11 protein-coding genes and 1 pseudogene are annotated in these 15,155 nt (G+C 50.5%); 10 read left to right on the plus strand and 2 right to left on the minus strand.

Features of this window, described 5'->3' with window-relative positions; all coding sequences use genetic code 11:
* The first annotated feature begins 40 nt into the window (after positions 1-40).
* Genes atpG through DY231_RS23450 form a run of 3 tightly spaced genes read left to right on the plus strand, consistent with a single transcriptional unit; the run spans position 41 to position 2,755 of the window.
* On the plus strand, positions 41-904 hold the full coding sequence (atpG, locus tag DY231_RS23440; RefSeq protein WP_115631717.1) for a F0F1 ATP synthase subunit gamma: 864 nt from the start codon (positions 41-43) through the stop codon (positions 902-904).
* 28 nt (positions 905-932) lie between these two features.
* A complete protein-coding gene (atpD, locus tag DY231_RS23445) occupies positions 933-2,315 on the plus strand; it encodes a F0F1 ATP synthase subunit beta (protein WP_034499864.1) in 1,383 nt (460 codons plus the stop codon).
* A gap of 20 nt (positions 2,316-2,335) precedes the next feature.
* Positions 2,336-2,755, plus strand: a complete 420-nt coding sequence (locus tag DY231_RS23450; RefSeq protein WP_034499861.1) for a F0F1 ATP synthase subunit epsilon — start codon at positions 2,336-2,338, stop codon at positions 2,753-2,755.
* A gap of 67 nt (positions 2,756-2,822) precedes the next feature.
* On the opposite strand, the gene DY231_RS23455 is transcribed toward DY231_RS23450, so the two are convergent.
* Positions 2,823-5,000 carry a right-handed parallel beta-helix repeat-containing protein gene (locus DY231_RS23455; RefSeq protein ID WP_115631718.1) on the minus strand — a complete coding sequence of 726 codons (2,178 nt, stop codon included), beginning with the start codon at positions 4,998-5,000 and terminating at the stop codon, positions 2,823-2,825.
* Between the two features lie 338 nt (positions 5,001-5,338).
* Here DY231_RS23455 and glmU point away from each other — a divergent pair, with 338 nt between their 5' ends.
* Positions 5,339-6,709, plus strand: a complete 1,371-nt coding sequence (gene glmU / locus DY231_RS23460; RefSeq protein WP_115631719.1) for a bifunctional UDP-N-acetylglucosamine diphosphorylase/glucosamine-1-phosphate N-acetyltransferase GlmU — start codon at positions 5,339-5,341, stop codon at positions 6,707-6,709.
* Positions 6,710-6,949: 240 nt separating this feature from the next.
* Positions 6,950-8,779: a glutamine--fructose-6-phosphate transaminase (isomerizing) gene (gene glmS, locus DY231_RS23465; protein WP_115631720.1), complete on the plus strand. Its 1,830-nt coding sequence runs from the start codon at positions 6,950-6,952 to the stop codon at positions 8,777-8,779.
* A 72-nt stretch (positions 8,780-8,851) separates the two neighbouring features.
* On the opposite strand, the gene DY231_RS23470 is transcribed toward glmS, so the two are convergent.
* The gene (locus DY231_RS23470; protein WP_115631721.1) at positions 8,852-10,123 is read right to left on the minus strand and encodes an MFS transporter; all 1,272 of its coding nucleotides are present in this window, start codon (positions 10,121-10,123) and stop codon (positions 8,852-8,854) included.
* Between the two features lie 298 nt (positions 10,124-10,421).
* Here DY231_RS23470 and rluF point away from each other — a divergent pair.
* The 5 genes and pseudogenes from rluF to pstB all read left to right on the plus strand — a co-directional run.
* Positions 10,422-11,165: pseudogene (rluF, locus tag DY231_RS23475) on the plus strand (23S rRNA pseudouridine(2604) synthase RluF); the annotation flags it as partial.
* 143 nt (positions 11,166-11,308) lie between these two features.
* Entirely contained in the window at positions 11,309-12,349 is a 1,041-nt protein-coding gene (pstS, locus tag DY231_RS23480) for a phosphate ABC transporter substrate-binding protein PstS (RefSeq protein ID WP_034499849.1), read from the plus strand.
* Between the two features lie 122 nt (positions 12,350-12,471).
* Complete coding sequence (pstC, locus tag DY231_RS23485; protein WP_034499846.1) at positions 12,472-13,434, plus strand: phosphate ABC transporter permease PstC; 963 nt, start codon at positions 12,472-12,474, stop codon at positions 13,432-13,434.
* Complete coding sequence (gene pstA / locus DY231_RS23490; RefSeq protein ID WP_034499844.1) at positions 13,431-14,321, plus strand: phosphate ABC transporter permease PstA; 891 nt, start codon at positions 13,431-13,433, stop codon at positions 14,319-14,321. The genes pstC and pstA overlap by 4 nt, the downstream gene beginning before the upstream one ends.
* Positions 14,322-14,368: 47 nt before the next feature.
* Complete coding sequence (gene pstB / locus DY231_RS23495; RefSeq protein ID WP_034499921.1) at positions 14,369-15,142, plus strand: phosphate ABC transporter ATP-binding protein PstB; 774 nt, start codon at positions 14,369-14,371, stop codon at positions 15,140-15,142.
* The last annotated feature ends 13 nt before the right edge of the window (positions 15,143-15,155 follow it).

A 15,155-nucleotide genomic window follows, 5' to 3' on the forward strand; every position in this document is an offset into this window, starting at 1 on the left:
CTTGTCTTAGGGCAAGCCGCAAGGCATTGAGGAGAAGCTCATGGCCGGCGCAAAAGAGATACGTAGTAAGATCGCAAGCGTCCAGAACACGCAGAAGATCACCAAAGCAATGGAAATGGTCGCCGCGTCCAAAATGCGTAAAACGCAGGAACGCATGGCTGCCAGCCGTCCTTACGCAGAAACAATGCGTAAAGTGATTGGCCATCTGGCTTTAGGTAATCTTGAGTACAAACACCCTTACCTGGATGAACGCGAAGTCAAACGCGTGGGCTACCTGGTGGTGTCCACTGACCGTGGTCTGTGTGGTGGCTTGAACACTAACCTGTTCAAAAAGCTGCTGGCTGACATGAAAGAGTGGTCCGATAAAGGCGTTCAAAGCGAAATCGCAATGATCGGCTCTAAAGGCGTCTCTTTCTTCAACTCTGTAGGCGGCAATATTGTTGCTCAGGTGACTGGTATGGGTGATAACCCTTCCCTGTCCGAGTTGATTGGCCCGGTGAAAGTGATGTTGCAGGCCTACGATGAAGGCCGTCTGGACAAGCTGTATGTTGTCAGCAACAAATTTATTAACACAATGTCTCAGGTTCCTACCCTTACCCAACTGCTGCCGTTACCGCCAGCAGAAGACGGCGAGTTGAAGAAGAAATCCTGGGATTATCTGTATGAACCTGATCCTAAAGCGCTGCTGGACACCTTGCTGCGCCGTTACGTGGAATCTCAGGTTTATCAGGGCGTCGTAGAAAACCTGGCCAGCGAGCAGGCCGCACGTATGGTGGCGATGAAAGCCGCTACCGACAATGGCGGCAGCCTGATTAAAGAGCTGCAGTTGGTTTACAACAAAGCTCGTCAGGCCAGCATTACTCAGGAACTCACCGAAATCGTCGGTGGCGCTTCCGCGGTATAACCAGGTTTACGTATTTAGAGGATTCGAGATGGCTACTGGAAAGATTATCCAGGTAATCGGCGCCGTGGTGGACGTCGAGTTCCCTCAGGATGCCGTACCAAAAGTGTACGACGCTCTTGAGGTTACAAACGGTAAAGACCGTCTGGTGCTGGAAGTTCAGCAACAGTTAGGTGGTGGCGTAGTGCGTACTATCGCCATGGGTACTTCTGATGGTTTGCGTCGTGGTCTGGAAGTTTCTAACCTCGATCACCCAATTGAAGTGCCAGTAGGTAAAGCGACTCTGGGCCGTATCATGAACGTCCTGGGCGAGCCTATCGACATGAAAGGCGATATCGGCGAAGAAGAGCGTTGGGCGATTCACCGTGCTGCTCCTAGCTACGAAGAACTGTCTAGCTCCCAGGATCTGCTGGAAACCGGCATCAAAGTAATGGACCTGATTTGCCCGTTCGCTAAGGGTGGTAAAGTCGGTCTGTTCGGTGGTGCGGGTGTGGGTAAAACTGTAAACATGATGGAGCTGATCCGTAACATCGCGATCGAGCACTCCGGTTACTCCGTGTTTGCAGGTGTGGGTGAGCGTACTCGTGAGGGTAACGACTTCTACCACGAAATGACCGATTCCAACGTTCTGGACAAAGTATCACTGGTTTATGGCCAGATGAACGAGCCACCAGGTAACCGTCTGCGCGTTGCGTTGACCGGTCTGACCATGGCTGAGAAGTTCCGTGACGAAGGTCGTGACGTTCTGCTGTTCGTTGATAACATTTACCGTTATACCCTGGCCGGTACAGAAGTATCTGCACTGCTGGGTCGTATGCCATCTGCGGTAGGTTACCAGCCAACTCTGGCAGAAGAGATGGGTGTTTTGCAGGAGCGTATTACCTCCACCAAAACTGGCTCAATCACTTCTGTTCAAGCGGTATACGTACCTGCGGATGACTTGACTGACCCATCTCCAGCAACCACCTTTGCGCACTTGGATGCAACCGTGGTACTGAGCCGTAACATCGCGTCTCTGGGTATCTATCCTGCGGTAGATCCACTGGATTCCACCAGCCGTCAGTTAGATCCGCTGGTTGTTGGTCAGGAACACTACGATACCGCGCGTGGCGTGCAGTCTATTCTGCAACGTTACCAGGAACTGAAAGACATCATCGCCATTCTTGGTATGGATGAACTTTCTGAAGAAGATAAACTGGTTGTAGCTCGTGCGCGTAAGATTCAGCGCTTCCTGTCTCAGCCATTCTTCGTAGCAGAAGTCTTTACCGGTTCTCCGGGCAAGTTTGTATCGCTGAAAGATACTATCCGTGGCTTTAAAGGCATCATGGACGGCGAATATGACCATCTGCCAGAGCAGGCGTTCTACATGGTTGGTACTATCGACGAAGCCGTTGAGAAAGCTAAAAAACTTTAACGCCTTAATCGGAGGGTGACATGGCAATGACTTATCACCTGGACGTCGTCAGCGCGGAGAGCCAAATGTTCTCCGGTCTGGTCGAGAAGATCCAGGTAACGGGTAGCGAAGGTGAGCTGGGTATTTTCCCTGGCCACGCCCCGCTGCTCACCGCCATTAAGCCTGGTATGATCCGCATCGTTAAACAGCACGGACATGAAGAGTATATCTACCTGTCCGGTGGTGTGTTGGAAGTGCAGCCTGGCACGGTAACCGTGCTGGCCGATACCGCAATTCGCGGCCAGGATCTCGACGAAGCTCGGGCCCTGGAAGCGAAGCGTAAAGCGGAAGAGCGCATCCACAGCTCCCACGGTGATGTGGACTACGCTCAGGCTTCTGCTGAACTGGCTAAAGCGATCGCGAAACTTCGTGTTATCGAGTTGACCAGAAAAGCGATGTAACTACCTGCTTGAAAAGACAAATGCCAGCCAGGTTTCCCTGACTGGCATTTTTTTCGTCTGACCGTTTTTACTGCTTCGTCAGAAACTCGCCGGTTTTAAATGAACCATCGGCATTACGTTGCAAAGGCACTGGCAACGTCAACGACTGATAATCTTTAACACTCAGTTGCTTCCCTTCGCTGTTCTCTGTTTTGCCATCACGAATGAAGTAATTACTGCCATCTACGCGCCCGGAAATGGCATCGTCATATTTCCCGTCAGTACTGCGCAATGAAATGTTATCGGTGAACTTGCCCTGAGTTTCAGCACTTCCATAAGGGCTTGGACGGAAGATATAGTTAAAGCGTTGGTTATCGACCGCAACATTATTTGCCACCACCAGCGCACCCGGATTGAAGTTATCGGTAAAGCCATCCAGTTTGTTACCAATCGCCACGCTGTTGTGGATTTCGTGCGCCACCGGCTGCCCTTCCCCACCCAGTTTGAAACCATTGCTGGTGTTGTTGCGGGCAATTGAATTCTCGATCACCACAACGCCATTCGCGCCGTCTTCAATCTTGTTGAATAAATCATAGCCATCATCAATGTTGTCGTGTGCGTAACAACCCTCAAGACGGTTTCCATCCCCGACGCGCATTTTCACCGCAAAGCCATCTGCGTTGATTTTGCCTGGGTCTTCATTGCTGAAGGATTCAGAATTAACGACGCGGTTGTAGCTTGCCCAAAGCGGACGGCCTACATCGGCTGGCGAGGAAATCTGAATGCCGGTATCGTCATTTTTATAGGCGACGACGTTTTCGATAAGGTTATTGCTACCCTGCACTCGCAAACTCTTATCGGTGACTTCAATGCCTTTAACATGCCAGTAGTTACCATCGAGCAGTAAACCGCGAACCACCACTTTGCCGTCAGCTTCCAGGGTTTTCAGTTTGCCCTTTAAACCGCTGTCAGGGGTTGGAATGGTAGTTTGTGGGTACTCACCACTGCTCAGAATGATTTTTCCTCCAGGTTGGATGAGTGAAATTGCGCTGGTCAAATCTAATGGTGCTTCTTTTGACCCCTTATTTCTTGAAACACCATCTGGAGCGACATACAGCTTAGCGCCATTCAAGTTTTTCACTTGCTCGACGTCAAAGCTCTGGCTGACGGGTATTTTGGTTTTCCCGCTGGTCGGGGTAAAAGTCACGGTAAAGCTGTTGCGCTCTTTCAGCGTGGTAGGCAGTGAGAACATTTCACCGGCTTTCGCAGCTTTTTCCTGACCGATCACAACTTCGTCCTGACGTACGGTGAAGTTGCCGTCATAGTTAGCGCGTGCCTGTACCACGTATTCGCTGGTGGTGCTCTTTGGTGGCGAAGCAATTTGCATCACTACCGGCCACGCTTTTGGCTCGAACGCAGCTGAGGCAACAGTTTGCGCTGCGCGGGTTTCAAGTGACGCGTCACTTACGGTGATTTTTGCATTCCGCGATGCAAAGAAGCCCACGTAATATTGGTTTTTATCCTGAGCGGTAATGATGTCGGCGCGTTTCACATTTTCAGAAACCCATGAGTCGCTTCCGGCCGCAGCCCATGAAGTGATAAAACCTTCATTCGTACGCTCGAGTTTCATGCGGAAAGTCGGCATTTTGCTGAGATCTACCGCTTCCTGATAGCTTTTGCGTGAAATCGTTGAGCCAGTATTTCCCCACGGCTGCGAAATGCCATCCCGTGCAATCGCCTGCATTTTGACGCGCGATGCGTCTTTTTTATCCTGCGTCATAATGGCGTTCATCACCATGTTTGACGCCGCCGGGAACTCTTCGTAGCCCTCTTTTAGTGGCTCCTGGCGCGGGTTTCCTAATACATCCCTCACCAGTAAACCAGCACCTTCCTGAGCGGCTGGTTTGGCACCATTTTCAGGGCCAAACTGATCGACGGTCACCGTTGCCTGTAAGACAAAATTCTCACTGGCGGGCAGTGCGGTATAGAAGAACGTGAGCCCATCATGAGAGTTCGCAATTTTCCCGCCACGACTTTCAATGGTTATCGGTTTAGAAAGATCGGCGTTATCAGCGGTAGTGAGTTTTTTGCCATCGATCGTGACGTTATTTACGCCGACTTTTTCAGGTAATACGTTGGATGAAAAGTTAACATCTGTTGATTGCCCAAAAGCAATCGCATGCCAGATGGGTTGTTGCTGTGCGGTCGCCGGAAGCGATAAAGCTGCGCCGCAAAGCGTGAGAGCCAGAGGTATTTTTGACGCCATTTTTATTCTCCTTATCAATGTCGGCGTCATTATGTATAAAAATGAAACATCGTTTCTTTTATGCTTATCACAAAGGTTGATTTTTAAAACACGAACTACCAAATATGTGGGGTAGCTTTGTTTCAATCTGAAAAGAAGTCTTAATCCATAGAGATATATGGCTTTTGTCATTTCAGAAGTACTTTTTGCGACCTTATCCACCTACAATTGAGCACATGGGCAACCAAAAAGCACCGTCGAAGCCTGTTTTTTAGGCATCGCGTTTTTTGTTGCAAAATATGTAGAAATTTCAACGTGAAATCGTTTTACTTCTCTCACAAATTTAAGTCAGGACGCGTATGTCAAACAGTGCGATGAGCGTGGTTATCCTAGCCGCAGGCAAAGGGACCCGCATGTATTCAGACCTCCCGAAGGTGTTACATACCCTTGCCGGGAAACCGATGGTTCAGCATGTTATTGATGCGGCTAATAATTTAGGCGCACAACGCGTGCATCTGGTTTATGGGCACGGCGGTGACCTGCTTAAAAACACACTCAGCGATGGTTCGCTGAACTGGGTTTTGCAGGCTGAACAGCTGGGCACTGGTCATGCGATGCAGCAAGCGGCACCCTTCTTTGCTGATGACGAAGATATTCTGATGCTCTACGGCGATGTGCCGCTTATTTCCGTTGAGTCTCTGCAACGCCTGCGTGATGCCAAACCGCAAGGCGGCATTGGTTTGCTGACTGTAAAACTCGACGATCCAACTGGTTATGGCCGTATTGCTCGTGAAAACGGCAAAGTTGTCGGTATCGTTGAGCACAAAGATGCGACTGACGAGCAGCGCAAAATTGATGAAATCAACACCGGTATTCTGGTGGCTAATGGCGCGGATCTGAAGCGCTGGCTATCGAAGCTCGATAACAACAATGCGCAGGGTGAGTTCTATATCACCGATATCATCGCCCTGGCACATCACGAAGGCCGAGAAATTACCGCTGTCCACCCGGATCGTTTAAGCGAAGTGGAAGGCGTGAACAACCGCCTGCAACTCTCCCGCCTTGAGCGCGTCTACCAGAGTGAACAAGCCGAGAGACTGCTTCTGGCTGGCGTTATGCTGCGCGATCCGGCGCGTTTCGATATCCGTGGTGAACTGACCCACGGGCGTGATGTGGAAATTGATACTAATGTCATTATTGAAGGCGTTGTGACATTGGGTAACCGAGTGAAAATTGGCACCGGTTGCGTGATTAAAAACAGCGTGATTGGCGATGACTGCGAAATCAGCCCGTATACCGTTGTGGAAGATGCCTCGCTCGCAGCGGCCTGCACCATCGGCCCATTCGCTCGTTTGCGCCCCGGCGCTGAACTGGCAGAAGGCGCACACGTGGGTAACTTCGTGGAGATGAAAAAAGCGCGTCTGGGCAAGGGGTCTAAAGCTGGGCACCTGAGCTACCTGGGCGACGCCGAAATTGGCGACAACGTGAATATCGGTGCTGGCACTATTACCTGTAATTACGATGGCGCCAATAAATTCAAAACCATCATCGGTGATGATGTGTTTGTCGGCTCTGACAGCCAACTGGTGGCTCCGGTCACGATTGAACGCGGCGCAACCATCGGTGCGGGAACCACCGTAACGCGTAACGTCGCACAAGATGAACTGGTTATCAGCCGCGTGAAGCAAACCCATATTCAGGGTTGGCAGCGCCCTGTTAAGAAAAAGTAATTTTTGATTTTCCTTCTCCCTTTGGGGAGAAGGCTGGAGTGAAGGTTGTTCTCGAAAATGACCCGCTCCGCAGCAGTGCTAAAACTATAACCCCACTCTCTACAAGGCTCGGGGCCCCGGAAAACGGGATATTTACCCAAAGAATTTCGTGCAATCAACGTATCTTTAGTGCGAAAGACGACGGGTAAAACAGGTCAGCGACAACACATGGCTTAATGCCATTATCAGGAATCTAATCTTATGTGTGGAATTGTTGGCGCGGTCGCGCAACGTGATATCGCTGAAATCCTTCTCGAAGGATTACGTCGTCTCGAATACCGTGGTTATGACTCTGCGGGCCTGGCTGTAGTAGATGAAAAGGGTCATATGACCCGTCTGCGCCGCTTGGGTAAAGTGAACAAACTGGCCGAAGCCGCAGCAGAAACTGCGCTGCATGGCGGTACCGGTATTGCTCACACTCGCTGGGCGACTCACGGCGAACCATCAGAAGTTAACGCACACCCGCATGTTTCCGAACATATTGTGGTGGTTCATAACGGTATTATCGAAAACTACGAACCGCTGCGCGAAGCGTTGCAGGGTCGTGGCTACACATTCGTTTCACAAACCGATACCGAAGTTATTGCTCACTTAGTCCATTGGGAACTGGAGCAAGGCGGTACTCTGCGTGAAGCCGTGCTGCGCACCATTCCACAACTGCGTGGCGCGTACGGCACCGTAATCATGGACACCCGTAATCCGGATGTTCTGCTGGCTGCACGCTCTGGTAGCCCGATGGTTATCGGCTTGGGTATGGGTGAGAACTTTATCGCCTCCGACCAACTGGCACTGCTGCCGGTGACTCGTCGTTTCATCTTCCTTGAAGAAGGTGATATTGCGGAAGTGACTCGTCGTTCCGTTACCGTGTTTGATACCAAAGGTGAGCAGGTTAAACGTCCTGACATCGAATCTAATTTGCAGTATGACGCGGGCGATAAAGGTATTTACCGTCACTACATGCAAAAAGAGATCTACGAACAGCCGAACGCGATTAAAAATACCCTGACTGGCCGCATTAGTCATGGCGCTATCGATCTCTCTGAGCTTGGCCCGAAAGCTAACGAAATGCTGTCTCAGGTTGAGCATATTCAGATTGTTGCGTGTGGCACTTCCTATAACTCAGGCATGGTTTCACGTTACTGGTTTGAATCGCTGGCGGGCGTTCCGTGCGATGTCGAAATCGCCTCTGAATTCCGCTACCGCAAATCTGCGGTGCGTCGTAACAGCCTGATGATCACCCTTTCCCAATCTGGTGAAACGGCAGATACCCTTGCTGCGCTGCGTTTGTCTAAAGAGCTGGGCTATTTAGGTTCGCTGGCGATTTGTAACGTCCCGGGTTCTTCTCTGGTGCGTGAATCCGACCTGGCACTGATGACCAACGCGGGCACCGAAATCGGTGTGGCTTCGACCAAAGCGTTTACCACTCAGCTGACCGTTCTGCTGATGCTGGTGGCGAAACTGAGCCGCCTGAAAGGCGCTGACGCAGCCATCGAGCAAGATATCGTGCATGGTTTGCAGGCGCTACCAAGCCGTATTGAGCAGATGCTTTCCCAGGATAAACGCATTGAAGCGCTGGCCGAAGATTTCTCCGACAAACATCATGCGTTGTTCTTAGGCCGTGGCGATCAGTATCCAATCGCAATGGAAGGCGCGCTGAAGCTCAAAGAGATTTCCTACATTCACGCTGAAGCGTATGCGGCAGGTGAGCTGAAACATGGCCCACTGGCGCTGATTGATGCGGATATGCCGGTTATTGTTGTGGCTCCAAACAACGAGCTGCTAGAAAAGCTGAAATCAAATATCGAAGAAGTGCGCGCGCGCGGCGGCCATCTGTATGTATTTGCAGATAAAGATGCAGGCTTCGCCAGCAGCGACAACATGCACATCATTGAGATGCCGCATGTAGAAGAAGTTATCGCGCCAATCTTCTACACCGTCCCGTTGCAGTTGCTGTCTTATCACGTTGCGCTTATCAAAGGCACCGACGTCGATCAGCCGCGTAACCTGGCGAAATCAGTTACGGTTGAGTAAGCCGTTTTAAGCTGTCATACAAAATGAAAAAGCCCGGTTGCGTTTAGCACAACCGGGCTTTTTATTGCTAAATCAATTCTCTTCCTGCGTCACCAGTTTTGGTTCTTCAGGTGATTTCAGCAACACCCACAAGACAATCGCCCCGATAACATCAAATACCGAAAGCACGGCGAACAGCGGGCTGAAACCAACCGTGTCGGCCAGCGCACCCACAACCAGTGCAAACATGGTGCTGGCAGTCCACGCAGCCATGCCGGTGAATCCGTTAGCGGTAGCAACTTCGTTGGAGTCAAACATATCAGAAGATAGTGTAATCAACGCGCCAGACAGTGACTGGTGAGCGAAGCCACCAACGCATAACAGTGCAATCGCCACCATTGGACTGCCGAACAAGCCGACCATTCCCGGTAGGATCATAAGCGCCGCACCCATCGTGACCACCAGCTTGCGTGACACAACAATATTCACACCAAACATCTTCTGGAACATACCCGGCAAATAACCACCAATAATGCAGCCAAAATCGGCGAACAGCATCGGGATCCAGGCAAACATGGCGATATCTTTGAGGTTAAAGCCGTAGGTGTGCACCATAAACAGTGGGATCCATGCGTTAAACGTCCCCCACGCAGGTTCCGCCAGGAAACGCGGTAATGCGATACCCCAAAACTTACGTTGTTTCAGCAGGCGGCCAATGCGGACTTTCTCAACCTTTGGTTTCTCAGGCTGCCCATCGGTTATATAGAGATACTCTTCCCGAGACAGTGATTTGGTTTTTGACGGGCGGTTATAGGTGAAATACCAACCAGCTGCCCATAGCACGCTGAAAATACCGACGATAATAAATGCCAGTCTCCAGTCCCTGATATAGATTGCCCACGCGACCAGCGGAGGTGCAATCACCGCGCCAATAGAGGAACCAACGTTGAAATAGCCCACAGCAACCGAACGTTCAGTATCCGGGAACCATTCAGTTACTGATTTCAAACCAGCAGGTATCATCGCACTTTCAGCGAAACCGCCGAGGCCACGGAACATTGCCAGACCTTTCCAGCCAGTCGCGAATGACGCGCCAATGCAGAACACGCCCCACATCAGGCCGAAAATGGTGTAACCCACCTTTGTACCCAATGTATCAAGCAGATAACCGGCAATAGGTTGTGCAATGGTGTAGCAGGCCGAGAATGTCGCAATAATGTAAGAATATTGCTGGGTGGTAATGTGCAGATCGCTCTGTAATGTTGGCGCTGCGGCAGAAATAGTATTTCGGGTTAAATAGCAAAGAATGGTGCCTAATGTCACCAGTGACAGCATAAACCAGCGCTTGTGGCCTGTTTTGCGCATAATGAATCCCCGTTTTACAAGCAATAAGTGGCCTGACCGCTGCAAGGCAGCAGGCAAATAAATAATTCAGAGGAGATAAAAATCAGCGGCGCTTCAGAAGACGTCGAGGATTCTGGTTTGGCCCATCCTGGACTTGTTTTTGTTATGCAGATCACACTATGTGTTGATAATGAACCTGTGTTTCACTTTTATTTGTGATTCATCTCAATTTTTTGTGTGTAATCTACCCCTAACGGGTAATGTATGTGATATGCGTCACATTTCTTTAAGTGATGAATTAATGGTAATTATGCAAGATATGAATGAGACGCACCGCAAAAGGCCCATCGATTCACCGGTACGAATTAATAAATACATTAGCGATAGCGGTATCTGCTCTCGCCGTGAAGCCGATCGCCACGTCGAACAGGGCAGTGTTTTTATTAACGGCAGGCAGGTCAGCTTTGGTGCTCAGGTCTTTGCTGGCGATGTGGTGAAAGTGAATGACCAGCTTATTGAGCCACGAGATGACCACGGTCTGGTGTTGATCGCGTTGAATAAGCCTGTTGGCATCATCACCACGATGAAAAAGAGCGTGCGAGGGAATATCAGCGCTCTTATTAACGGCGACCAACGTATTTCCCCGATAGGGCGTCTGGATAAAGATTCGCAGGGGCTCATTTTGCTGACCAATCACGGCGATGTGGTTAATAAAATTCTGCGCGCGGGCAACAATCACGAAAAAGAGTATGTGGTCAGCGTCAATAAGACGGTGACTGAGGAGTTTATTACGGGTTTATGCGCGGGTGTTCCTGTACTGGGTACGGTGACAAAACCATGTAAAGCGACGAAAGAATCGGACCAGATATTTCGTATTACTTTAGTTCAGGGATTGAATCGCCAGATTCGCCGAATGTGCAAATATTTCGGCTATGAAGTGACCCGACTTGAACGTATCCGCATCATGAATATCCATCTGGAAGGGCTACCGCTGGGGGAATCGCGCTACCTGAGCCGCGACGAACAGGACGAGCTACTGAAACGAATTGAACACTCAGAATCCTGAGTATGACAGCTGGAAATATGCCCCAAAGCGGCTTGTCATAAAACTGTCATAATTCGTACATTTAAATGTCACCAAACTGTCCTATTTTCTATCCTGCAACCACTAAACAACGAGTTACGTTCACCTCTGCAGGAGACATTATGAAAGTTATGCGTACCACTGTCGCAACTGTTGTCGCCGCGACCTTATCCCTGAGTGCTTTCGGCGCGTTTGCTGCTGCAAGCCTGACTGGCGCTGGTGCAACCTTCCCTGCGCCGGTGTATGCCAAATGGGCAGATACTTACAATAAATCAACTGGTAACAAAGTGAATTACCAGGGTATCGGCTCCTCCGGTGGCGTTAAACAAATCATTGCTCACACCGTGGATTTCGGCGCATCTGACGCGCCATTGTCTGATGAAAAGCTGCAACAAGAAGGTTTGTTCCAGTTCCCGACTGTCATCGGCGGTGTTGTTCTGGCGGTTAACCTGCCAGGCGTGAAATCCGGCGAGCTGGTGCTCGACGGTAAAACCCTGGGTGACATCTACCTTGGTAAAATCAAAAAATGGGATGACGAAGCAATCGCTAAACTCAACCCAGGCATGAAACTGCCACAGCAGAACATTGCGGTTGTGCGTCGTGCTGACGGCTCCGGCACTTCCTTCGTCTTCACCAGCTACCTGGCGAAAGTGAACGAAGAGTGGAAAACTAAAATCGGTGCAGGCTCAACGGTAAACTGGCCGACGGGTCTGGGCGGTAAAGGTAACGACGGTATCGCCGCGTTTGTTCAGCGTCTGCCAGGTTCAATCGGTTATGTTGAATACGCTTACGCTAAGCAAAACAACCTCGCTTATACCAAACTGGTTTCAGCTGATGGTAAGCCAGTAGCGCCTTCTGAAGAGAACTTTGCAAATGCTGCAAAAGGTGCAGACTGGAGCAAATCATTCGCTCAGGATCTGACAAATCAGAAAGGTGACAGCGCGTGGCCAATCACGTCCACCACCTTCATTCTGGTTCACAAAGAGCAGAAAAACCCAGAGCAAGGCGCTGAAGTGCTGAAGTTCTTCGACTGGGCTTACAAAGACGGTGCAAAACAGGCGAGTGACCTGGATTACGCTGCCCTGCCAGACGCTGTAGTTGAACAAGTTCGTGCAGCATGGAAGACCAACGTGAAAGACAGCTCCGGTAAGGCGCTTTATTAATTAATGAAAATGGCGGATGGCGTGAATGCTTATCCGCCTTACAACTGCTTTTCGTAGGTCGGATTAGCGTAAGCGACATCCGACATGTTGTAAGAAATGTATTTAAACTTAAAGAGTAAGTTATGGCAGTGAGTAAGCCGGTGTTCAAAGCCCCTGGCAAACAAGGTGATGTCATTTTCAGCGCGCTGGTAAAACTGGCTGCGCTGATTGTGCTATTTCTGCTGGGCGGGATCATCATCTCCCTGGTCATCTCCTCCTGGCCAAGTATCGAGAAATTTGGATTCTCGTTCTTGTGGAATAAAGAGTGGGATGCTCCTAACGATATTTATGGTGCGCTGGTGCCGATTTACGGCACGCTGGTCACCTCGTTCATTGCGTTGTTAATTGCAGTACCGGTGAGTTTCGGTATCGCGCTGTTCCTGACGGAATTGGCACCGGGTTGGTTGCGCCGCCCGTTGGGTATCGCTATTGAACTGCTGGCGGCTATTCCTAGTATCGTGTACGGCATGTGGGGCCTGTTTATCTTTGCTCCGCTGTTTGCGAAGTACTTCCAGGAACCGGTCGGCAATGTGCTCTCTTCTGTGCCTATTGTCGGTGAACTGTTCTCAGGTCCGGCGTTCGGTATCGGTATTCTTGCGGCAGGCGTTATTCTCGCCATTATGATCATCCCTTACATCGCTTCTGTAATGCGCGATGTATTTGAACAAACTCCTGTGATGATGAAAGAGTCGGCCTACGGCATCGGCTGTACCACATGGGAAGTTATCTGGCGCATCGTTTTACCGTTTACCAAAAACGGCGTGATTGGTGGCGTGATGTTAGGTTTGGGTCGTGCTCTGGGTGAAACCATGGCGGTGACTTTCATTATCGGTAACACCTACCAACTCGACAGCGCTTCGCTGTATATGCCGGGCAACAGTATTACCTCTGCACTGGCGAACGAATTTGCTGAAGCGGAATCCGGCCTGCATACCGCAGCATTGATGGAGCTCGGCCTGATCCTGTTCGTCATCACCTTTATCGTGCTGGCTATCTCTAAGTTTATGGTTATGCGTCTGGCGAAGAACGAAGGAGCGCGCTCATGACGACTATGGAAATGCAAAGTCGCGCGGCGTTAGCGGAATCACGCCGCAAAATGCAGGCTCGTCGTCGGTTTAAAAACCGTATTGCTCTGACACTTTCAATGGGAACCATGGCGTTTGGCCTGTTCTGGTTGGTGTGGATCCTGTTCTCTACGGTGACTCGTGGTATCGACGGTATGTCGATTGCGCTGTTCACCGAAATGACACCGCCACCGAATACTGAAGGCGGTGGCCTGGCTAACGCCCTCGCGGGTAGCGGCTTGTTGATCCTGTGGGCGACCGTGTTTGGTACGCCGCTGGGCATCATGGCGGGTATCTACCTGGCGGAGTATGGCCGCAAATCAGCGCTGGCTGAGGTGATTCGTTTTATCAACGACATCCTGCTTTCTGCGCCATCCATTGTTGTCGGCCTGTTTGTTTACACCATTGTGGTGGCGAAAATGCAGCACTTCTCCGGCTGGGCTGGGGTAATTGCACTGGCGTTATTGCAGGTGCCGATTGTTATCCGCACCACTGAAAACATGCTGAAACTGGTGCCAGACAGCCTGCGCGAAGCGGCATACGCATTGGGTACGCCAAAATGGAAAATGATTTCTGCAATTACGCTGAAAGCCTCTGTTTCCGGGATTATTACTGGCGTATTGCTGGCGATTGCACGTATCGCGGGTGAAACCGCCCCGCTGCTGTTCACGTCGCTCTCCAACCAGTTCTGGAGCACTGACATGATGCAGCCGATTGCTAACTTGCCAGTGACGATATTCAAATTTGCGATGAGCCCATTTGCCGAATGGCAACAGTTAGCCTGGGCTGGTGTTCTGATTATTACCCTTTGCGTATTGCTGCTAAATATTCTGGCGCGTGTGATTTTTGCAAAGAGTAAACACGGTTAAATTTTGCGGCGCGGCAAAGGCGGCGTCGGATGGAGATTAAGAAACAGATGAGTATGGTCGATACTACCCCAGACAAAATTCAGGTTCGTGATTTGAACTTCTATTACGGTAAGTTCCATGCCCTGAAAAACATCAATCTGGATATCGCTAAAAACCAGGTTACCGCGTTCATCGGCCCGTCAGGCTGTGGTAAATCCACCCTGCTGCGTACATTCAACAAAATGTACTCGCTCTACCCGGAGCAGCGCGCCGAAGGTGAAATTCTGCTGGATGGGGAAAATATCCTCACTCAGAACCAGGACATCGCCCTGCTGCGTGCCAAAGTGGGCATGGTATTCCAGAAGCCGACGCCATTCCCAATGTCGATTTATGACAACATCGCGTTTGGCGTGCGCCTGTTTGAAAAGCTGTCACGCAGCGACATGGACGAGCGTGTGCAGTGGGCTTTGACCAAAGCCGCACTGTGGAATGAAACCAAAGATAAATTGCACCAGAGCGGATACAGTCTCTCCGGTGGCCAGCAGCAGCGTCTGTGCATTGCGCGTGGAATCGCGATTCGCCCGGAAGTGTTACTGCTTGATGAGCCATGTTCAGCACTTGACCCCATTTCTACTGGTCGCATTGAAGAGCTGATCACCGAGCTGAAACAAGACTACACCGTGGTGATTGTGACCCACAACATGCAGCAGGCGGCGCGTTGTTCAGATCACACCGCGTTTATGTACCTCGGTGAGCTGATTGAATTTAGCGAAACCGATACGCTGTTTACCACACCCGCTAAAAAGCAAACCGAAGACTATATTACTGGCCGTTACGGCTGATCCGGGAGAATAC

This window comes from Buttiauxella agrestis (genome assembly GCF_900446255.1).
Classification (GTDB): Bacteria; Pseudomonadota; Gammaproteobacteria; order Enterobacterales; family Enterobacteriaceae; genus Buttiauxella; species Buttiauxella agrestis.

Coding starts and splice junctions, on each gene's coding strand:
- DY231_RS23450 (WP_034499861.1), top strand. CDS start 2,336: ATGGCAATGACTTATCACCTGGACGTCGTCAGCGCGGAGAGCCAAATG.
- DY231_RS23455 (WP_115631718.1), bottom strand. CDS start 5,000: ATGGCGTCAAAAATACCTCTGGCTCTCACGCTTTGCGGCGCAGCTTTA.
- atpD (WP_034499864.1), top strand. CDS start 933: ATGGCTACTGGAAAGATTATCCAGGTAATCGGCGCCGTGGTGGACGTC.
- glmU (WP_115631719.1), top strand. CDS start 5,339: ATGTCAAACAGTGCGATGAGCGTGGTTATCCTAGCCGCAGGCAAAGGG.
- DY231_RS23470 (WP_115631721.1), bottom strand. CDS start 10,123: ATGCGCAAAACAGGCCACAAGCGCTGGTTTATGCTGTCACTGGTGACA.
- pstB (WP_034499921.1), top strand. CDS start 14,369: ATGAGTATGGTCGATACTACCCCAGACAAAATTCAGGTTCGTGATTTG.
- pstC (WP_034499846.1), top strand. CDS start 12,472: ATGGCAGTGAGTAAGCCGGTGTTCAAAGCCCCTGGCAAACAAGGTGAT.
- pstS (WP_034499849.1), top strand. CDS start 11,309: ATGAAAGTTATGCGTACCACTGTCGCAACTGTTGTCGCCGCGACCTTA.
- pstA (WP_034499844.1), top strand. CDS start 13,431: ATGACGACTATGGAAATGCAAAGTCGCGCGGCGTTAGCGGAATCACGC.
- glmS (WP_115631720.1), top strand. CDS start 6,950: ATGTGTGGAATTGTTGGCGCGGTCGCGCAACGTGATATCGCTGAAATC.
- atpG (WP_115631717.1), top strand. CDS start 41: ATGGCCGGCGCAAAAGAGATACGTAGTAAGATCGCAAGCGTCCAGAAC.